Source organism: Kitasatospora papulosa (genome assembly GCF_000717245.1).
Taxonomy (GTDB): domain Bacteria; phylum Actinomycetota; class Actinomycetes; order Streptomycetales; family Streptomycetaceae; genus Streptomyces; species Streptomyces papulosus.
This window is the reverse complement of record NZ_JNYQ01000005.1, coordinates 21,164-40,721: the sequence shown is the minus strand read 5'-3', so window position 1 is coordinate 40,721 and position 19,558 is coordinate 21,164. Positions and strand designations below refer to the sequence as shown.

The 19,558-nt window shown below is 71.2% G+C and carries 16 protein-coding genes and 1 pseudogene; 12 read left to right on the top strand and 5 right to left on the bottom strand.

Annotated features, from left to right (window positions below):
- Positions 1 to 18: 18 nt before the first annotated feature.
- Positions 19 to 1,212 carry an RtcB family protein gene (locus IA22_RS0117430; protein WP_015577624.1) on the bottom strand — a complete coding sequence of 398 codons (1,194 nt, stop codon included), beginning with the start codon at positions 1,210 to 1,212 and terminating at the stop codon, positions 19 to 21.
- A 172-nt stretch (positions 1,213 to 1,384) separates the two neighbouring features.
- Between IA22_RS0117430 and IA22_RS0117425 the strand changes: the two genes are divergently transcribed.
- From IA22_RS0117425 to IA22_RS0117415, 3 genes are all read left to right on the top strand, one after another.
- Positions 1,385 to 2,197 carry a hypothetical protein gene (locus tag IA22_RS0117425; protein ID WP_030124110.1) on the top strand — a complete coding sequence of 271 codons (813 nt, stop codon included), beginning with the start codon at positions 1,385 to 1,387 and terminating at the stop codon, positions 2,195 to 2,197.
- Between the two features lie 197 nt (positions 2,198 to 2,394).
- The gene (locus IA22_RS0117420) at positions 2,395 to 3,186 is read left to right on the top strand and encodes a hypothetical protein (RefSeq protein WP_014155610.1); all 792 of its coding nucleotides are present in this window, start codon (positions 2,395 to 2,397) and stop codon (positions 3,184 to 3,186) included.
- Between the two features lie 180 nt (positions 3,187 to 3,366).
- Positions 3,367 to 4,767 carry a DUF2637 domain-containing protein gene (locus tag IA22_RS0117415; protein WP_030124109.1) on the top strand — a complete coding sequence of 467 codons (1,401 nt, stop codon included), beginning with the start codon at positions 3,367 to 3,369 and terminating at the stop codon, positions 4,765 to 4,767.
- Between the two features lie 95 nt (positions 4,768 to 4,862).
- Here IA22_RS0117415 and lysS read toward each other — a convergent pair whose 3' ends face one another.
- Positions 4,863 to 6,620 (bottom strand): lysine--tRNA ligase, encoded by a 1,758-nt coding sequence (gene lysS, locus IA22_RS0117410; RefSeq protein WP_030124108.1) that lies wholly within the window; start codon positions 6,618 to 6,620, stop codon positions 4,863 to 4,865.
- 146 nt (positions 6,621 to 6,766) lie between these two features.
- On the opposite strand from lysS, the gene argS reads away from it, so the two are divergent.
- The gene (gene argS, locus IA22_RS0117405) at positions 6,767 to 8,536 is read left to right on the top strand and encodes an arginine--tRNA ligase (protein ID WP_015577628.1); all 1,770 of its coding nucleotides are present in this window, start codon (positions 6,767 to 6,769) and stop codon (positions 8,534 to 8,536) included.
- A 101-nt stretch (positions 8,537 to 8,637) separates the two neighbouring features.
- Here the strand turns inward: argS and IA22_RS0117400 are convergent, their stop codons facing one another.
- The gene (locus tag IA22_RS0117400) at positions 8,638 to 9,123 is read right to left on the bottom strand and encodes a carboxymuconolactone decarboxylase family protein (protein ID WP_030124107.1); all 486 of its coding nucleotides are present in this window, start codon (positions 9,121 to 9,123) and stop codon (positions 8,638 to 8,640) included.
- Between the two features lie 179 nt (positions 9,124 to 9,302).
- Between IA22_RS0117400 and IA22_RS0117395 the strand changes: the two genes are divergently transcribed.
- Positions 9,303 to 10,241, top strand: a complete 939-nt coding sequence (locus tag IA22_RS0117395) for an RNA polymerase sigma-70 factor (protein WP_014155605.1) — start codon at positions 9,303 to 9,305, stop codon at positions 10,239 to 10,241.
- 64 nt (positions 10,242 to 10,305) lie between these two features.
- On the opposite strand, the gene IA22_RS0117390 is transcribed toward IA22_RS0117395, so the two are convergent.
- Positions 10,306 to 11,709 (bottom strand): transcriptional regulator, encoded by a 1,404-nt coding sequence (locus IA22_RS0117390; RefSeq protein WP_030124106.1) that lies wholly within the window; start codon positions 11,707 to 11,709, stop codon positions 10,306 to 10,308.
- A 394-nt stretch (positions 11,710 to 12,103) separates the two neighbouring features.
- On the opposite strand from IA22_RS0117390, the gene IA22_RS0117380 reads away from it, so the two are divergent.
- The 4 genes and pseudogenes from IA22_RS0117380 to IA22_RS0117360 all read left to right on the top strand — a co-directional run bounded on the left by IA22_RS0117380 (position 12,104) and on the right by IA22_RS0117360 (position 15,265).
- Positions 12,104 to 12,874, top strand: coding sequence for a DUF4232 domain-containing protein (locus IA22_RS0117380; RefSeq protein ID WP_030124105.1), 771 nt, complete (start codon positions 12,104 to 12,106; stop codon positions 12,872 to 12,874).
- Positions 12,875 to 13,201: 327 nt separating this feature from the next.
- Complete coding sequence (locus IA22_RS0117375; RefSeq protein ID WP_015577634.1) at positions 13,202 to 13,870, top strand: DUF4097 family beta strand repeat-containing protein; 669 nt, start codon at positions 13,202 to 13,204, stop codon at positions 13,868 to 13,870.
- Between the two features lie 26 nt (positions 13,871 to 13,896).
- A pseudogene (locus IA22_RS35270) lies at positions 13,897 to 14,492 on the top strand (ATP-binding cassette domain-containing protein).
- A complete protein-coding gene (locus IA22_RS0117360) occupies positions 14,489 to 15,265 on the top strand; it encodes an ABC transporter permease (RefSeq protein WP_030124103.1) in 777 nt (258 codons plus the stop codon). The pseudogene IA22_RS35270 and the gene IA22_RS0117360 overlap by 4 nt, the downstream one beginning before the upstream one ends.
- A 152-nt stretch (positions 15,266 to 15,417) precedes the next feature.
- Here IA22_RS0117360 and IA22_RS0117355 read toward each other — a convergent pair whose 3' ends face one another.
- A complete protein-coding gene (locus IA22_RS0117355; protein ID WP_030124102.1) occupies positions 15,418 to 16,734 on the bottom strand; it encodes a hypothetical protein in 1,317 nt (438 codons plus the stop codon).
- Between the two features lie 178 nt (positions 16,735 to 16,912).
- On the opposite strand from IA22_RS0117355, the gene IA22_RS0117350 reads away from it, so the two are divergent.
- From IA22_RS0117350 to IA22_RS0117340, 3 genes are read left to right on the top strand one after another with little or no spacing between them, the layout of a single operon-like run.
- Positions 16,913 to 17,749 carry a CPBP family intramembrane glutamic endopeptidase gene (locus IA22_RS0117350; RefSeq protein WP_014155598.1) on the top strand — a complete coding sequence of 279 codons (837 nt, stop codon included), beginning with the start codon at positions 16,913 to 16,915 and terminating at the stop codon, positions 17,747 to 17,749.
- On the top strand, positions 17,746 to 18,900 hold the full coding sequence (locus IA22_RS0117345; RefSeq protein WP_030124101.1) for a sensor histidine kinase: 1,155 nt from the start codon (positions 17,746 to 17,748) through the stop codon (positions 18,898 to 18,900). Before IA22_RS0117350 ends, IA22_RS0117345 begins: the two co-directional genes overlap by 4 nt.
- Complete coding sequence (locus tag IA22_RS0117340) at positions 18,897 to 19,556, top strand: response regulator (RefSeq protein ID WP_030124100.1); 660 nt, start codon at positions 18,897 to 18,899, stop codon at positions 19,554 to 19,556. The genes IA22_RS0117345 and IA22_RS0117340 overlap by 4 nt, the downstream gene beginning before the upstream one ends.
- Positions 19,557 to 19,558 lie beyond the last annotated feature (2 nt).

The following is a 19,558-nucleotide window of genomic DNA, read 5'->3' as shown; positions in this document are numbered from 1 at the left end:
CACGTACGGCGCCGGGCATCAGCCCTTCACACACACGAGCTGCTTGAGCTTCGCGACGACCTCGACCAGATCACGCTGCTGGTCGATGACCTGCTCGATCGGCTTGTACGCCGCCGGGATCTCGTCCACCACGCCGGAGTCCTTGCGGCACTCCACACCCCGCGTCTGCTCCTCCAGGTCCTGCGTCGAGAACCTCCGCTTGGCCGCGTTCCTGCTCATCCGCCGGCCCGCACCGTGCGAGGCGGAGTTGAACGACTTCGCGTTCCCCAGTCCCTTCACGATGTAGGAGCCGGTCCCCATGGAACCGGGGATGATGCCGAACTCCCCCGAACCGGCGCGGATCGCCCCCTTCCGGGTGACCAGCAGGTCCATGCCGTCGTAGCGCTCCTCCGACACGTAGTTGTGGTGGCAGGAGATGACCGGCTCGAACGTGACCCGGGCCTTCTTGAACTCCTTGCGGACCACGTCCTGGAAGAGGCCCATCATGATCGAGCGGTTGTACTTGGCGTACTCCTGGGCCCAGAACAGGTCGTTGCGGTACGCCGCCATCTGCGGGGTGTCCGCGACGAAGACCGCCAGGTCGCGGTCGACGAGTCCCTGGTTGTGCGGAAGCTTCTGGGCCTGGCCGATGTGGAAGTCGGCGAGCTCCTTGCCGATGTTCCGGGAGCCGGAGTGCAGCATGAGCCACACCGATCCCGCCTCGTCGAGGCAGAACTCGATGAAGTGGTTCCCGCTCCCGAGCGTCCCCATCTGCTTGGTGGCCCGCTCCTGACGGAACTTGACCGCCTCGGCGATGCCGTCGAACCGCGACCAGAAGTCGTCCCAGCCGGTGGTCGGGAAGCCGTGGATCTTCCCCGGGTCCACCGTGGTGTCGTGCATCCCCCGGCCCACCGGGATCGCCTGCTCGATCTTCGACCGGAGCCGTGAGAGATCTCCCGGCAGGTCGTTGGCCGTGAGCGACGTCTTCACTGCCGACATCCCGCAGCCGATGTCCACGCCCACCGCGGCCGGACAGACCGCGCCGTGCATCGCGATCACCGAGCCGACGGTCGCGCCCTTGCCGAAGTGGACGTCCGGCATGACGGCCAGGCCCTTGATCCAGGGCAGTGTGGACACGTTCCGCAGCTGCTGCATGGCGACGTCCTCGACCGACGCCGGATCCGCCCACATCCGGATGGGAACCTTCGCACCCGGCACCTCTACATACGACATAACCCCTCGATTCCCCCGATAAAAACTGAAAGCGCAAAACCGGTGCCGAGGTCGGCATAACGGTCGGCCGACCGGCATTCACAGCGGCGCGTGCGATACACATTGTGTCCATCGGCCGCCATCGGGCGGCAACCCGTTTTCGTACCGAAGGGAGCCTGGGACCGTGCGACACATGGCGTACGTACCCGGCGTCGCGCTTCTCGCAGCGCTCGTCGCCGGCTGCAGCGCCGGCTCCGACGCCGACGACCCCGCCGCCGACAGCAAGGCCGGCAGCCCGGCTGTCACGACCGCGCCTCCCGGGAAGTACCGGACGCTGCCCGAATCCTGCCGTGCCGTACCGCGTTCCACCCTCAAGGACCTGCTGCCGGGCGCCGCCACGCTGCCCGAGGACCAGCAGGAGAAGGTGTACGAGGGCACGGCCACCGTCACCTACGACACGGACCGCAAGGTCGGCTGCCGCTGGAAGTCGGACGCCCCGGACTCTTCCCGGAACCTGTCCATCGACTTCGAGCGCGTCGTGTCGTACGACCCCGCGGTGAGCGACGACGACCGCGCCCGGGACGTGTACGCGAAGAAGGAGGAGGCCGCCGCCCTCCCCGCTCCGTCCGGCGTCACTCCCAGTGAGAAGCCCGGCGGGTCGGCGTCCGCGCCGGGCGACGGCACACCGTCCGGCTCCCCGGGCGGCGCCGCCTCCGCCACACCCTCCGCCGACCCGTCCGCCACCGCCACCGGCCCGGACGCGGATCTCCGGCCGCGGCTGCTCCCCGGACTCGGGGACGCCGCGTTCCTGGACGACGCGCTCACCCGGACGGGTTCCACCTCGCAGCACCGCACCGTGAGCGTGGTATTCCGCACATCGAACGTCATCGTGACCGTCCAGTACACCGAGCAGCCCGCCCGCTTCACCGAGGTGCCCGACAGCAGGGAACTGCAGGAGAAGGCGCAGGCCCTGGCGCGGAATCTGGCCGACACCCTCAGCGACTGAACGGGCCGCGACGGGCCCCGGCCGGGCCTGCGGTCCCCTCCGTGGTCTCCGGCCGGAGGCGTCATCCGGGCGCGGTCCGTCGTACCGTGGCCCCCGGCCGACGTACCGGCCCACCCGTGCACGAGCCGTACCCGCACGACCGACATACCGCCCGCCCCGCACGACCGAGAGCGCCGTGCCGTCCGAGTGAAGGAACCATGCACCGATCAGCCCCGCGACTGTCCCGCATACTCGCCTGCGCCGCCGTCCCGGTGATGCTCGTCGTCGCCGGCTGCTCGTCGGACTCCGGCGACGCGAAGGACTCGGGCTCGGGCGCCTCGGCCTCCGCGAGCGCGAAGAAGACCGAGCCGACCGTCGAGCCCGCGAAGTTCGCCGAGCTGCCCGACGCCTGCTCCTCGTCGCTCGGCAAGAAGACGATCGAGGACCTGGTCCCCAAGACGAAGAACAAGGGCGGCAGCCCGGGCACGTCCAGCGACACCACGAGCCGCGGCCGCTGCTCCTGGAACGGCCTGGACGACAACGGCGTCAAGGGCTCCCAGTACCGCTGGCTCGACGTCGGTTACACCCGCTTCGACTCGGACCAGTCCCTGGGCAGCGGCGCCGACCGCGCGAAGGACGAGTACACGAAGCAGGTCGCGAAGGCCCAGGCCACCGAGGGCGCCGAGAAGACCTCCGCCAAGCCCGCGACCGGTCTCGGCGAGCAGGCCACGGCCGTGACCTACGGCCTCACGAAGTCCAAGGAGGACTTCGAGTACGCGACGGTCGTCGCCCGCACCGGCAACGTCGTCGTCAGCGTCACCTACAACGGTGCCGGATTCGCGGGCGCCAAGACGCCCTCCGCCGCCGACATCCTGAAGGGCGCCCAGAAGGCGGCGAAGGAAGCCGTGGCCGCGGTCGGCGCGTCCGGCGACGACACGGAGAAGTCCTCCGCCTCGCCGTCCGCCGAGGCGTCGGCATCGTCCTCGGCCAAGACCGACGACAAGTCGTGACCTGAGCCCTGCGGGGCCCCAAGTCCCCTGCCCGGAGGCGTCCTGACGGAGCCCGGTGTTCCCACGGACACCGGGCTTCGGCCCCTCCCCACGCAACACGCCCGGCCGGCATGTGCCAGGCTGTGCCCGCGCCGGGTGCCGAAGTGGAACCGGTCCGTCGAAGTCGGGAGGGGATCGCGGGTGGCCGCAATGCAGCTGACACGCACACACCGCGTGCTCATCGGGGTGGTCGTCGCCGGCGCCGTGCTCATCGCCGCGATCGGTTTTGCGGGCTCGTACGCCGCCGTGCGCGAACTCGCGGAGGAGAAGGGCTTCGGCGACTTCTCACTGGTCTTCCCGATCGGCATCGACGCGGGCATCTGCGTCCTGCTCGCACTGGACCTGCTGCTGACGTGGATGCGCATCCCGTTCCCGCTGCTGCGCCAGACCGCCTGGCTGCTGACCGCGGCGACGATCGCCTTCAACGGCGCGGCCGCCTGGCCCGACCCGCTGGGCACCGGGATGCACGCCGTGATCCCGATCCTGTTCGTCGTCTCCGTCGAGGCGGCGCGGCACGCCGTGGGCCGGATCGCGGACATCACCGCCGACAAGCACATGGAGGGCGTCCGCCTCACCCGCTGGCTGCTCTCCCCCGTCCCCACGTTCAAGCTGTGGCGCCGGATGAAGCTGTGGGAGCTGCGCAGTTACGAGCAGGTCATCAAGCTCGAACAGGACCGGCTGATCTACCAGGCCCGTCTCCAGGCGCGCTTCGGCCGCAACTGGCGCCGCAAGGCACCCGTCGAGTCGATGATGCCGCTGCGTCTGGCGAAGTACGGCGTCCCGCTCGCCGAGACCGCCCCCGCGGGACTCGCCGCGGCGGGCATCGAGCCGGCCCTGCTGCCGCCGGTCCCGGCCGCCGTGGAGAGCGAGCAGCACCAGCATCCCCAACTGCCGTACGCCCCGCAGGTGCACGGCGAGCAGCAGCACGAACCGCGGCGGGACCAGCACAGCCGGCCGGACGAGTACGACCGTCACGAGGAGCAGGAACGATTCGTCCAGCAGGACGAGTTCGAACAGCGGGAATACGTCCAGGAGGGCCCCGGCTCCCACGAGAGCCCGTGGTTCGCGGCCCCCAAGGTGCCGGACGAGGCGTACGAGGGCGACTACGACCCCGGGTACGACGAGGGAACGGACCCCGGCCCGGTGCGGATTCCCTCGGGCCCCGGCCGCACCCGCCCGCTCGGCAACGTGGGCACCGTCGGCGCCGTGCCGCACCCGCGCCGCGAGGAGACCCCCGAGGGCCGGGGCCCGGCCCCGCAGCCCCAGGCCGTCGAGACGGCCGAGGTCCTCGACCCCGAGGACGCTCCGCAGCTGGAGGAGTGGTCCCAGGAGGACGCCGAGTTCGCCGACATGGCCTTCGAGGTGTACAGCTCCCTCACGGACCAGCACGGCCGGTTCCCGACGGCGGAGGCCCTGGACATACAGCTGTCCGACGAGCGCAACGTGAGCCACCCCCGCTCGCGTGAACTGCTGGTGCGCCTGATGCCGGACTTCAAGCAGGCGTACGTGCCCGCGCAGTCGACGGCCGACCAGAGCGTCTGACGGCCTGCCGGCCCGGCCGCCGCCGCCGGCACACCACGGAGAAGGGCCGCCGCCCGGGATGTCCCGGGCGGCGGCCCTTCCGTTCGGCTACGGCGTCACGCGCCGAGCAGCGTCCGCACCCGGTCCGCCCCGACCGCGAGGAGGAGCGTGGGCAGGCGCGGCCCCGTGTCACGGCCGACGAGCAGCCGGTACAGCAGCGCGAAGAAGGAGCGCTGGGCCACCTTCAGTTCGGGGGTCGGCTTGGCGTCCGGCGCCAGGCCCTCCAGCACCTTCGGAACCCCGTAGACCAGGGTGGTCAGGCCGTCCAGCGACCAGTGCGAGTCCAGCCCCTCGAGCAGCAGCCGCAGCGACTCACGGCCCTGCTCGTCCAGGGAGCCGAGCAGTTCCTTGTCCGGCTCGTGGCGCACGACGGTACGGGCCTCGGCGGGCACCTGCGTGGTGATCCAGTTCTCGGCGCGGTCGAGCCGGGGCCGTACCTCGTCGAGCGAGGTCAGCGGGCTCGACGGGTCGAGCTCGCTCAGGATGCGCAGCGTCTGCTCCTCCGCGCCGGCGGTGATGTCGGCGACCGAGGCGAGCGTGCGGTACGGCAGCGGGCGGGGGGTGCTGGGCAGCTCCCCGGCGGCCGTGCCGACGGCCCGGGCGTGGGCGGCGGCGTCGGCGGGGAGCACCGTGCCGTCGGCCACCTTGCGGGCCAGCGAGTCCCACTCGTCGTAGAGCCGCTGGATCTCCTGGTCGAAGGCGATCTTGAAGGACTGGTTCGGCTTGCGCCGCGCGTACAGCCAGCGGAGCAGCGGCGCCTCCATGATCTTCAGCGCGTCCGCCGGGGTCGGCACGCCGCCCTTGCTGGAGGACATCTTCGCCATGCCGGAGATCCCGACGAACGCGTACATCGGCCCGATCGGCTGGACGCCGTCGAAGACCTCGCGCACGATCTGGCCGCCGACGACGAACGAGGAGCCCGGCGAGGAGTGGTCCACGCCGCTGGGCTCGAAGATCACGCCCTCGTAGGCCCAGCGCATCGGCCAGTCGACCTTCCAGACCAGCTTGCCCCGGTTGAACTCGTTGAGCCGGACCGTCTCGGCGAAACCGCAGGCCGAGCACGTGTAGTTCAGCTCGGTCGTGTCGTCGTCGTAGGACGTGACGACGGTGAGGTCCTTCTCGCAGTTGCCGCAGTACGGCTTGTACGGGAAGTAGCCGGCGGAGCCGGAGCTGCCGTCGTCCTCGTCCGCCGCGCCCGAGCCCTCGGCCGCTTCCAGCTCGGCCTCGTCGACCTTCTTCTGCTGCGGCTTCCTGCCCTTCGCGCCCGCCGCACCGTCCTTCTTGGTGCGGTAGCGGTCCAGGACGGCGTCGATGTCGGCGCGGTGCCTCATCGCGTGCAGGACCTGCTCGCGGTACGTGCCCGCGAGGTACTGCTCGGTCTGGCTGATCCCGTCGTACTCGACGCCCAGCTCGTCCAGCGCCTGGGTCATGGCGGCCTTGAAGTGCTCGGCCCAGTTCGGGTACGCCGACCCGGCCGGGGCGGGCACCGACGTCAGCGGCTTGCCGATGTGCGCCTGCCAGGAGTCGTCGACGCCCTCGACGCCGTTCGGCACCTTGCGGTAGCGGTCGTAGTCGTCCCAGGAGATCAGGTGGCGCACGGTGTGCCCGCGGCGCCGGATCTCGTCCGCGACGAGGTGCGGGGTCATGACCTCGCGGAGGTTGCCCAGGTGGATCGGGCCCGACGGGGAGAGGCCGGACGCGACGACGACCGGTTTGCCAGGCGCACGTCGCTCCGATTCGGCGATGACATCGTCCGCGAAGCGGGAGACCCAGTCGGTCTCGGTGCTGCTCTGACTCGAAGCCACGGTCGGCACGTCCTTCTCTCGTGTAGGACTCGTAGGGGCGGCCCCGGCAGGGGCACACCCATTCTCCCAGGTGCCACCCGCAGCGCGAAAACGGCTTTACGCCCCGTGGGATACTGGAGTGATCCTTTGTCTCCTACGGAAACGGCAGCCGTCTCATGGCTTCGGTCCCTTCCCTCGCTTCCACGCTCCAGCAGCAGCTGGCGGACGCCCTGACGGCAGCACTGCCGGATGCCGGCACCGCGGACCCGCTGCTGCGCCGAAGCGACCGGGCCGACTTCCAGGCCAACGGGATCCTCGCCCTCGCCAAGAAGCTCAAGGGCAACCCGCGCGAGCTGGCGTCCCAGGTCACGGCGGCCCTCCCGGCAGGTGACCTGATCAAGGACATCGAGGTGTCCGGCCCCGGCTTCCTGAACGTCACGCTCACCGACCGGGCGATCATCACCACACTCGCCGCGCGCGCCGCCGACGGCGACCGGCTCGGCGTCCCGCCGAAGGCCGCCCCCGGCACGACCGTGATCGACTACGCCCAGCCGAACGTGGCCAAGGAGATGCACGTCGGCCACCTGCGGTCGGCGGTCATCGGTGACGCGATGGTCCAGATCCTCGAGTTCACCGGTGAGAACGTCGTGCGGCGCCACCACATCGGCGACTGGGGCACCCAGTTCGGCATGCTCATCCAGTACCTCTTCGAGCACCCGGACGAGCTGCGGCACGGAGGCGACCAGGCCGACGGCGAGGCGGCCATGTCGTCGCTGAACCGCGTCTACAAGGCCTCGCGGGTCCTCTTCGACTCCGACGAGGAGTTCAAGGCCCGCTCCCGTGACCGGGTGGTGGCCCTCCAGGCCGGCGACCCCGAGACCCTGGCGCACTGGCAGCGCTTCGTCGACGAGTCGAAGATCTACTTCTACTCCGTCTTCGACAAGCTCGACATGGAGATCGACGACCCCGACATCGTCGGCGAGTCCGGCTACAACGACATGCTCGAGGAGACCTGCCGGATCCTGGAGGAGACGGGCGTCGCCGTCCGCTCCGAGGGCGCGCTCTGCGTGTTCTTCGACGACGTGAAGGGCCCGGACGGCAACCCGGTCCCGCTGATCGTCAAGAAGACCAACGGCGGCTACGGCTACGCGGCCACCGACCTCTCGGCGATCCGCGACCGGGTGCGGAACCTCAAGGCCGACACCCTCCTCTACGTCGTCGACGCCCGGCAGTCCCTGCACTTCAAGATGGTCTTCGAGACGGCCCGCCGCGCCGGCTGGCTGAACGACGACGTCAAGGCGCACCAGCTGGCCTTCGGCACGGTCCTGGGCAAGGACGGCAAGCCCTTCAAGACCCGTGAGGGCACCACCGTCCGGCTGGAGGACCTGCTGGACGAGGCCGTCGAGCGGGCGACCGCCGTGGTCCGGGAGAAGGCCGAGAAGGTGGGCCTGTCCGAGGAGGAGATCGTCGAGAACGGCCGGTACGTCGGTGTGGGCGCCGTGAAGTACGCCGACCTGTCGACCTCCGCCGTGCGCGACTACAAGTTCGACCTGGACCAGATGGTGTCGCTGAACGGCGACACGTCGGTGTACCTCCAGTACGCCTACGCCCGGATCCGCTCCATCCTGCGCAAGGCGGGCGACGCGAAGCCCGCGGCGCACCCGGAGCTGGACCTGGCCCCGGCCGAGCGGGCGCTGGGCCTGCACCTGGACCAGTTCGGCGCGGTCCTGGAGGAGGTGGCCGAGGGCTACGAGCCGCACAAGCTGGCCGCCTACCTCTACCAGCTGGCCTCGCACCTCACCACGTTCTACGACCAGTGCCAGGTGCTGAGCGACGAGAACCCGGCGGAGGTCGTCGAGAACCGCCTGTTCCTCGTCGAGCTCACCGCCCGCACCCTGCACCAGGGCATGAAGCTGCTCGGCATCAGGACGCCCGAGCGCCTCTGAGCCCGATCCGGTGCCCCGCGGCGCCGGGCCGGAGACAGCACGGACCGCCCGTGCGGGACCACGTCCCGCACGGGCGGTGCCGTTCCCGGCCGGGCCGTCGTTCAGTCGAGCGCCGCGGCGAACATGCCCGCCTCGTACGAGCCGCCCCGCTGATGCAGGATGACGGCGAGCCGGTTGGCCGCGTTGATCAGCGCGACCAGCGAGACCAGCGCGGCGATCTGGTCGTCGTCGTAGTGCTTGCGCACCAGGGCCCAGGTCTCGTCGGACACCCCCTGGTGGGCGTCGGCGAGCCGCGTGCCCTCCTCGGCGAGCGCCAGCGCGGCCTGCTCGGCCTCGGTGAACACGGTGGACTCCCGCCACGCGGCGACCAGATGGAGGCGTACCGCGCTCTCGCCCGCGGCCGCCGCCTCCTTGACGTGCATGTCGATGCAGTGCCCGCAGCCGTTGATCTGGCTGGCGCGCAGCGACACCAGCTCCTGGATGGGCTTCGGCAGCGCCGACTGCTGGATCACCAGGCCCGCACCCGCGAACCGCTTGGCGAACCTCAGACCGATCTTGTTCCCGAAGATGTCGAACCGTGCGTCCATGACGTCGTCCTCACTCGTGGTGTCGCTCCTGCACCGGACGAACACGAGATGCCGGCGGCCCGGCCCCCGTGACAGGACCACCGTGTGATGTACGCCACCACGCGTGACTGTCACGCAAGGCCGGGGTCCGGCGTCCTGTGCGCGGGAGACCGTCGAGTGCGAAGAGTCAGGAGCAGCCGGTGAACAGCGAGCACAACGACCCCGCGCGCACGGGGAACACCGCGGGGCGGCCCGCCGACGCGCCCGGCCCGGCCACCGAGACGTTCGTCGCGCACCGCAACCTGCTCTTCACCGTCGCCTACGAGATGCTGGGCTCCGCCGCCGACGCGGAGGACGTCCTCCAGGAGACCTGGCTGCGGTGGGCCGGTGTCGATCTCGACGCCGTACGGGACCGGCGCGCCTATCTGGTCAGGATCACCACGCGCCAGGCCCTGTCCCGGCTGCGCACGCTCGGCCGCCGGAAGGAGACCTACGTCGGCACCTGGCTGCCCGAGCCGCTGCTCACCGCGCCCGACGTGGCCGAGGACGTCGAGCTCGCGGAGAGCGTCTCGATGGCGATGATGCTGGTCATGGAGACGCTCGCACCGAACGAGCGGGCGGTGTTCGTGCTCCGCGAGGTGTTCGGCCTCGACTACGAGGAGATCTCCGAGGCCGTCGGCAGGAGCCGGGACGCCGTCCGCCAGATCGCCCACCGGGCACGCGCCCACGTCGCGGCGCGCCGGCCCCGGGGGACGGTCTCCCCGGACGAGACCCGGCGGGCCCTCGACGCGTTCCGCGGGGCGGTCGAGACGGGTGACGTGCAGGGTCTGCTCGACATCCTCGCCCCCGACGTCGTCCTGCTGGGTGACGGCGGGGGGATCAGACAGGCCGTCCTGCGGCCCGTCGTGGGGGCCGACAAGGTGGCCCGGCTGCTGGTCGCCGGCCTGGGAAAGGTCTCCGCACCGGCGCTGCGGCCGGCCCACGTCAACGCCGCTCCCGCCTTGGTCGTCCGGCTCGGGGGCGAGCTCGACACCGTCATGGCGGTGCGCATCGAGGACGGCCTCATCACCGGGCTCTACGCCGTCCGCAATCCTCAGAAGCTGTCGCACATGCGGCAGGAGACCCCCCTGCGCCGCTGAGACCGTGACGACGGGCGAGAGGCCGTCCGCCGGGGCGCGCGCGAGGCCCGCCCCGGCACCACCGTCAGTGTTCCGCCGGGACCCACTGCGCCGTGTCGGCGCGGTAGTAGTACTCCGGCCGGGCGGTGAGGCTGCTCGTCCGGAACGGCCGGCCCCCGTCGTCGACGCGCAGGGTCCCGCTCCTGCCGCCGCTGGTCCACTCCAGCTCCAGGTACCAGGTCACGTCGTGGCCCTCCACGTGCGCGTCGAGGTGGAAGACCTCGACGTCGGTGGAGCTCACGCGGTAGGGGAAGTCCTTCGCGGGCACGACCTCGCCGGCGTCCTCCCCGGGAACGGGCTTCGCACGCGGCCGGCTGTCGTCCAGGTCGATGTCGAAGCTCTGCGGCGTGATGCCTCCCCCGCAGCCGTTGCCCATCGAGTACGCGGACCGGGCGAGCGCCGCGTTGCGCCCCAGCACCCGGACGTGCAGCCCGTTCAGCACGACAGCCTCGCCCGACGTCCCCTGGAGGGTGAGTTCGAGCTTCATGTCACCGCCGTCCACACCGCCGAGTGCCCGCGCCCAGCCGCGGGTGTCCTGGGGTGCGGGCGGCGGCGGCACATCGTCGGGCCCCTGGTCCAGCAGGTAGTACTGCCCGCAGGGCGACTCCCAGTTGTAGGAGCTGATCGTGGCGTGCACGGGTACGCCACCGCTCTGCGGACCGCGCGAGGACGGCGAGGGCGTGGCGGAAGCGCTGCCCCCGCCGGGCGACGGGGAAGCGGTGCCGCCGGGCGTCGCGGACGGCCCGGCGCTCGCGCTCTCCTTCTCGCTCGCACTCGCACTCGCGCGGCCGCTGGGAACGACCGGCGCATGGCTGGGCACCGCGTCGGTCCGCCCGCCGCCGGACGGCTCGTCATCACCGAGGCCGCGGACGGCGAGTGCCGCGGGGACGGTGAGGGCGACGACCGCCACCGCGGTGAGCAGGACACGCAGCTTGCGGGTGGTGCGGCGGCGAGGGGCGGGGACCGCGTCGGGGCGGTGCCCGTCGGGCGTCACGTCCTCGGCCCCGGGAACCGCTTCGGGACGGGACTCGGCCCCGGACTCCGCGTCAGGGCGGGACTCCGCCCCGGATTCCGCTTCGGGACGTACCTCGGTCTCGGATTCCGCTTCGGGGCCCGCTTCCGCTTCCGTTTCGCTCTCCGCCCGGAGTGCGGCCCCGCCGGCTTCCGGCTTCCGCCCGCCCCGCCGCTTCGCCTCGTCGGCCAGGATCCACTTCCGGTGCAGCGCCACCAGTTCGTCCGAGGACGCCCGGCACACCCGCGCGAAGCGTTCGACCGGCGCGTAGTCGTGGGGAACCGCGTCGCCGTTGCAGTAGCGGTGCACGGTCGAGGTGCTCAGGTGCAGCTTCCCCGCGAGCGTCCCGTAGCTGAGCCCGGACCGCTCCTTCAGCCCCCTGAGCAGCTCCGCGAAGTCCTGGATCTCTGTGCCCAACCCGACCGTCCCCCTTCCGTTCCTTCCCGGGAAGGCGTTCCAGGGAAGCGATGTCCGCGCAGGTCAGAGTAGGTAACGGCGTTCCAGTGTCCCGTATGCCACGGCAACCGTTGCGACGGAGATCCGGGCCTGGAAAGGATGTGGACACACCGCGGCGTTCCCCGCGACCCGTACATCCCACCCTCACCCGTACCGGGAGCCGCCGTGCGTACTCGACCTGGATTCAGCCTGACCGACGCGGTCGCCACGGGAGTGCTCATCGTCTGCATCGCGGTCGTCGCCGCACTCCTGTAACGCCTCTGATCATGCGTCACCGACCAGTACACCCGCCCGCACCTCAGGGCGCCAAACGGCGCCCCGGGCACTCGACACCTCGAACGGGGAGAACCGACTCATGCGCCACCTTCGCCTCAACCGCGCCGCCCGCACCTCCGCCCTCGGCACCGCCGCACTGATCGCCGCCCTGTCCCTGACGGCGTGCCAGGACGGCGGCCAGGCGGCCGCCGACGCGTCCGTCGCCACTCCCGGCACGTCGGACACCCAGCCCTCGGCGGACGCCGGAGCACCGGCTCCGCGGGCCGGCGGGGCGGCCGGATCGGACTCCGGAGAGGATTCCGCTCCGGACACCGGCCAGGCTTCCGGTTCTGATTCCGTTTCTGGTACCGGTTCCGGTTCCGGTCCGACGAAGGCCGACCCCGCCGCGGCCACCCGGCAGGACGGCGGAAAGGACACCGGCCCTGTCACCCGCGCGTGCGACGGCGGTAACTCCAAGGTGACGCTCACACCCGTGCCCCGGCCTCTCAACCACATGCTGCTCACCGTGACCAACACCGGTTCGACCGCCTGCAACGCCTACTACTACCCCTTCCTGAGGTTCGGTGAGGCGCAGTCCACCCCGCCGGTGATCGAGGAGAGCAAGCCGCAGGCCGTGGTCACCGTCCTGCCGGGAGAGTCCGCCTACGCCGGCGTCATGACGTCCTCCGCCGACGGAAGCGGCACCGGCGGCTACTCCACCCGTAAGGCGGTCGTGCACTTCCAGGGCCGCGACGGAAGCGGCTCCACGGGCCCGTCCGCGAACGCGCCCCTCAGCAAGGCCGTGTACGTCGACAGCACCCTGTCGGTCACCTACTGGCAGACCGACATGGACGACGCCCTCATGTACTGACACCCACGACACCCGGGCCGTCGCGACGGACGGGCCGCCGGAACGGGCGTGACGCCGCTGACGCGGTGTCACGCCCGTTCGTCGTGCGCTCGTTCCGTCCGGCGCACGGCCGGCCCGCGCGAGACCTGCGACGGAGCGTTCACTCACACACCGTTGCAACGGACCCACAAGGGTTGTTGCATTACCCTGCAATACCATTGCAACAAAAACACGTCACTGGCCTGGCATAACAGGGTTTTGACGCAACAAGCTTGTTGCCGCACCTTGGAATGCAACGTAGCGTTTCCATCAACAGAAACACGGAAGCGCCAAACCGAGGAGCGCACGATGCAGAACTTCGACACCCCCGCCGCCGTCCGGGCCGTTCTCGACATCCCCGCGGGGCGGATCCAGTTCATCGCGGCCGACCGCACCGACACCACGGTGGAGATCCGGCCCGCCAACCCCTCCAGGAGCCGCGACGTGAGGACGGCCGAGCAGACCGAGGTCACCTACGCCGAAGGCGTCCTGCACATCAAGGCCCCCGAGGCGAAGAACCGGCTCATCGGCAACTCCGGGTCCGTCGAGGTGACCGTCCGGCTTCCCGCCGGCTCCGGCGTCGAGGCCAAGTCCGGCGCCGCCGAGTTCCGGGGTGTCGGCCGGCTCGGCGACGTCGCCTTCGACGGGGGCAACGGCTCGGTCAAGCTCGACGAGGCCGCGAGTGCCCGCCTCACCGGACTCGACGCCCACATCACCGTCGGCCGGCTGAACGGCCCCGGCGACATCAGCACCCAGCGGGGCGACGTGAAGATCACCGAAGCCGTACGCGGACAGCTCACGCTCCACACCCAGCAGGGCGACATCACCGTCGGCGCCGCCCGCGGAGTCTCCGCCTCCCTGGACGCCGGCACCCACTACGGCCGGATCGACAACGCGCTCAGGAACGCCGACGGCACACCCGGCCTGAGCATCAGGGCGACCACCTCCCAGGGCGACATCACCGCCCGCAGCCTCTGACCCGCAATTCACGAAGGAGCACCGGCATGACGAATCTGGCCATCGCGGCGAACGGGCTGCACAAGTCCTACGGCGACAAGACGGTCCTGGACGGAATCGACCTGCGCGTCCCCGAGGGGACCGTCTTCTCCCTGCTCGGCCCGAACGGCGCCGGCAAGACCACAGCGGTCAAGATCCTCTCCACCCTCATCCCACCCGGCCCCGGCTCCGGTCAGATTCGGATCGGCGGCCACGACCTCGCCACCGCCCCCCAGGCCGTACGCGGGACCAACTCGCCGACCGCATCGCCGTCCTCGACAACGGCCGCATCGCCGCCGAAGGCACCGCCGACGAACTCAAACGCCTCGTCCCCGGCGGCCACGTACGACTGCGGTTCACCGACCCCACCGCCTACCGCTCCGCCGCCTCGGCCCTCCACGACGCCACCACGGACGACGAAGCACTCGCCCTCCAGATCCTCAGCGACGGCAGCCAGCGCGACCTGCGCACCATTCTCGACCGCCTCGACACCGCCGGCATCGAGGCCGACGAACTCACCGTCCACACCCCCGACCTCGACGACGTGTTCTTCGCCCTCACCGGCCCCACCGTCCCGGCCCAGACCAAGGAGACCACCCGATGAGCAACTTCTCCCTCGCGGTACGCGACTCGTCCACGATGCTGCGCCGCAACCTCCTGCACGCCCGCCGCTACCCGTCCCTGACGCTGAACCTGCTGCTCACACCTGTCATGCTCATGCTGCTCTTCGTCTACATCTTCGGCGACACCATGAGCGGAGGCGCGGGCCGCTCCGAGTACATCGCCTACATCGTTCCCGGCATCCTGCTGATGACGATCGGCTCCACCACCATCGGCACCGCCGTGTCCGTCTCCACCGACATGAGCGAAGGCATCATCGCCCGCTTCCGCACCATGGCCATCCACAGGAGCTCCATCCTGTTCGGGCACGTCGTCGGCAGCGTCCTTCAGACGATCATCAGCGTGGCCCTCGTCGGCGCGATCGGCGTGGCCATGGGCTTCCGCTCCACCGACGCCACCGTCCTCGAATGGCTGGCGGCGTTCGGACTGCTCGCCCTCTTCGCCCTCGCCTTCACCTGGATCGCGGTCGGCATGGGCCTGGTCAGCCCCAACGCCGAGGCCGCCAGCAACAACGCCATGCCGCTCATCCTGCTGCCCCTCATCTCCAGCGCCTTCGTCCCGCTGGACTCCATGCCCGGCTGGTTCCAGCCGATCGCCGAGTACCAGCCCTTCACCCCCGCCATCGAGACGCTCCGCGGCCTGCTCCTCGGCACGGACATCGGCAACAACTGGTGGATCGCCCTCGCCTGGTGCCTCGGCCTCACCGCACTCGGCTACCGCTGGTCGAAGGCCCAATTCGACAGCGACCCGAAGTAACCCGCATGACAGCGCGGGCCACCCCCGCCACCCGTCCCACCCGAGGGCGGCGCACACCGGCACCACGTCGGAGTGCGCCGCCCCTTCGCGTTTCCTGGGCGCCCGGAGGACGCCCCTGCGACGTAGGCGCGGGACCCGGACGGCCCCAGCCGTCAGAGGAACCGTGAGCTCGCCACCGGGCCCGGGGAGCGCAGCTGTGCCCGGTCCCCCTGGAGCCAGGTACCGGAGACGGCGGAGACGAAGTCCGTGAGCTTCTCGGCGGGGTCGGCAGGCGTCTCCCCGTCCCCCGCGTCCGGCGTCGGATCGGCACCCACGATCTCGGCGGCGATCGCCTTCTCCGGCCGCCCGTCCACCTCGCCGCGCTCCACCTCACCGTCGGCCCCCTGCCGGAGGCCCGCCTCCCACGGCGCCACGGCCGACTGGTGGAGCAGCGTGACACTGTCCGCGGTGACGGCGGGCGGATCGGTCCAGCAGGAGGCGTGCTCGTGCAGGACCTGTCCCGGCGCCCGCTCGAAGAGCTGCCCGATCGTCTCGGGGCCACCGTCGGCGCGTGCCGTCACGTTCAGGTCGTAGGCGATCACGACGGTGTCCTCCCGGCCGGCCTCGAACGGCTCTGCCGGAAGGCCGAGCACCTCGGCTGCCGCCAGGCCGAGGATCCTGCTCCCCCGGTCCGGCAGCAGCGACACCGAACGAGGCCGTACCCCCGCCGAGGCGAGCACCGCCTTCAGCCGCAACAGCCCCTCCAGGCAACGGCCGTGGTCGTCCTGGAGGTAGGCGTACCGGCCGGTCATCCCCGCGCCGAAGCCGAACGGCGACAGCGTGCCGAGCACCGTGCCGCCCATGACGTACTGCCAGCCCCGGAGATCGGAGTGGTCCAGGGGACTCACCGGCCCCGCGGCCGAGGCACGGCCCAGCACACGGTTCTGCCGGTCCCGCGCACCCAGCCAGGTGTCCTCGGCGGGTGCGGGAAGCCGGGCGTGCTGACGGCGGGCCAGCTCCAGGTCGCCCGCCAGGACGGCGTTGAAGACCAGGAGATAGCGGTCGGGCCAGTCCGCGAGCCCGTCCTCGTGTGCGAGCAGCGCCTCCACCGCGTCGCGGTGCCGACCCTCGTCCTCGTACGCCGAGACCAGTTCGCGCAGCACACCGGACGAGTCCGGTGCCAGACGCAGTGCCTCCCGCAGCGCGGGTATCGCCAGGTAGGGGACACCGCGCTCCACACACGCGAAGCCGTAGTCGTAGAGCGGGCGGACCCGGTCGGGCGTGGCGGCCAGCGCGGTCGCGGCCTTCCGCAGGTCGTCGAAGCCCGCCGCCCCGGCCGCCCGCCCGACCACATCCGCCACCTCTCCCAGCGGCGCCGCCGGAACCTGCCTCAGTTCGCGCAACGCACCCGGGACGTCGCCCGCGTCGAGGCGTTCCCGGGCCGCGGCCAGTTCGGGGGACGTGGGACGGCGATTCCTGCGAGAGAACATGCGGGCGATCCTCCCCGCAACCGGTTCCACCCTCAACCGAATTGATCATCTCGCGACGTCTGTCCCCCGAGCGAGCTACGCGCAGGTGTCCACCGTGAGGTGACGATCGCGGAGCGCCTGATCCGTAGCGTTCGAGGCGCCGCGGCACCCCGGCCGCGCATCGGTTCGAGGAGCCCTCATGAGATTCGTCCGGCAACTGCTGGCCGCCGTCCTGGTCGCGATGATCGGCGGTCAGGCCGTCGGCGCCGTCCAGGACAGCCCGTGGCTCCAACTCGTCCTGGGGCTGCTCACTGCGGTGGTCGCCGTACTCGTCTACGGATGGGTGGTACGCAGGACGGAGCACCGCCCGTCCACCGAAGTGGCCCGCGAGGGTGCCGGGCCCGCGTTCGGCCGGGGGCTGCTGATCGGCGTCGCGATGTTCGGCGCCGTCATCACGAACATCTACGTCAACGCGCACTACGAGATAAACGGCCTGGGCTCCCCGAGCGGCGCGGTCGGGCTGATCGGCTTCATGGCGGCCGCCGCCGTGACCGAGGAAGTGCTTTTCCGTGGCGTCCTGTTCCGGATCATCGAGGAACGGACCGGCACCTGGATCGCCCTGACCCTGACCGGGGTGCTGTTCGGCGCCTCGCACCTGCTGAACCCGAACGCCGATCTGTGGGGCGCCGTCGCCATCGCGATCGAGGCCGGCGGGATGCTCGCCGCCGCCTACGCCGCGACCCGCAACCTGTGGGTGCCGATCGGCCTGCACTTCGGCTGGAACTTCGCGGCGGCCGGCATCTTCAGCACCGAGGTCTCCGGCAACGACACCCCGCAGGGCCTGCTGGACACGGTCACATCGGGCCCGGCATGGGTCACCGGCGGCAACTTCGGCCCGGAGGGAAGCGTCTACTCGGTGCTGTTCGGAGTCCTGATCACCGCCGCGTTCCTGTGGCTGGCACACCGGCGCGGCAACCTGGTGCCCCGCCGCCGCAGCACCGGCAAGGCGACCGCCACCTCTACACTCCCCCGATGACCGGACTCCCGCGGATCCCTGACCTGTGGCGCAGGCCGGACGCCGCACTCTGGTACGCCCCGCTGGCCCTGCTGCTCCTCACCGCGTCGTTCCTGCCGGGATTCCGCAGCAACGGCACGGAGCTCGGTGGCCTGCCGGACCGCCCCTTCGACGCCCTGGCAATCGCGGCGATCGCCCTCCAGTGCCTCCCGCTCGCCGGGCGCCGGCGGTGGCCGGTCAGCTGCTTCACCGTGGTGGCGCTCGGCTTCGCCCTCGACCAGCTCCGCGGCTACCACACGCTCGCGGGCACCGCGCTGCCCATCGCGCTGATCAGCGTGGCGTCCCTCGTGGAGCACCACCGGCGGGCCGTCGCGATCACCTTCTCCGTGGCCTACGTCCCACTGTCGGTCGCACTCCACCGGCTCGGCCCGGGCGAGCCGCCGAGCGAGTTCGTGACGTTCTACCTGGCCGTGGCACTCGCCTGGGGCGTCGGGGTATGGCTTCGCCACACCCGGGCCGTGGAGGCGGAACGCCGCCGCCGCGTCGCCGAGGACACCCGCACCGCCGAACGGGCGCGCATCGCCCGCGAACTCCACGACGTCGTGACCCACCACGTGACGGCGATGGTCGTCCAGGCCGAGGCCGCGCGCTATCTGACCGCCTCACCCGACCGCCTCGACCAGAGCCTGTCGGCCGTCACGGACACCGGCCGGCTGGCCATCGCGGACCTGCGTCACCTGCTCGACCTGCTCAACCCCGACCACGGCGCCCAGGCCCCACCGGCGCCCGTCGGCGGGCTCCTCACCCTCGTCGAACAGACGCGGCGGGCGGGGCAACCGGTGGAGTTCACCGAGGAGGGCACACCCGCCGAGGCGACCGGCAGCGCCGACCTCGTCGCCTACCGGGTGGTGCAGGAGTCCCTGACCAACGCCCTCAAGTACGCTCACGGCAGCGCCACTTCGGTCCGGGTGCGCCACTGCGAAAGGGAGATCTCCGTGGAGGTCAGCACGGACGGCTCCGGTTCCAAGTCCGCGCCCACCGGCGGAAGCGGACGGGGCCTGGCCGGTCTCCGCGAGCGCGTGGACGTGCTGGGCGGCGACTTCAGCGCGAGTCGGCAGACGGACGGCGGGTTCGTCGTACGGGCCCGCATACCCGCCGGGAGCCCTTCATGAGCGAGCCGGTCCGTGTCCTGATCTGCGACGACCAGGTACTGATCCGCACCGGGCTGGCGACGATCATCGACGCACAGCCGGACATGGAGGTCGCCGGCGAGTGCGGTGACGGCCGGACCGGGGTCGAGCTCGCCGGAAAGGTGCGCCCGGACGTCGTGGTCATGGACATCCGCATGCCGGTGCTCGACGGCATCGCCGCCACCCGCCTGCTGGCCGGCGCCGGAGTGCCCCACCCCGTCAAGGTGCTCGTGGTGACGACGTTCAACCTGGACGAGTACGTCTACGAGGCGCTGCGCGCCGGCGCGAGCGGATTCCTCCTCAAGGACGCCCCGCCGGACCGGCTCCTCCACGGCATCCGGACCGTGGCCGCCGGCGCGGCACTCCTGGACCCCGACGTGACACGGCAACTGGTGGGCCGGTACGCCGCCCGGATCCGGCCCACCGGGGGCACGGACCCCGACATCCCGCTGACCCCGCGCGAACTGGAGGTCCTGCGCCTGATCGCGGAGGGCCTCTCCAACAGCGAGATCGCCGCGTCCCTCGTGATCAGCCGGGAGACGGTCAAGACCTTCGTCTCACGCATCCTCACCAAGCTCGGACTCCGCGACCGCGTCCAGGCGGTCGTCTACGCCTACCGCCAGGGCCTGGTGTCCTGAAC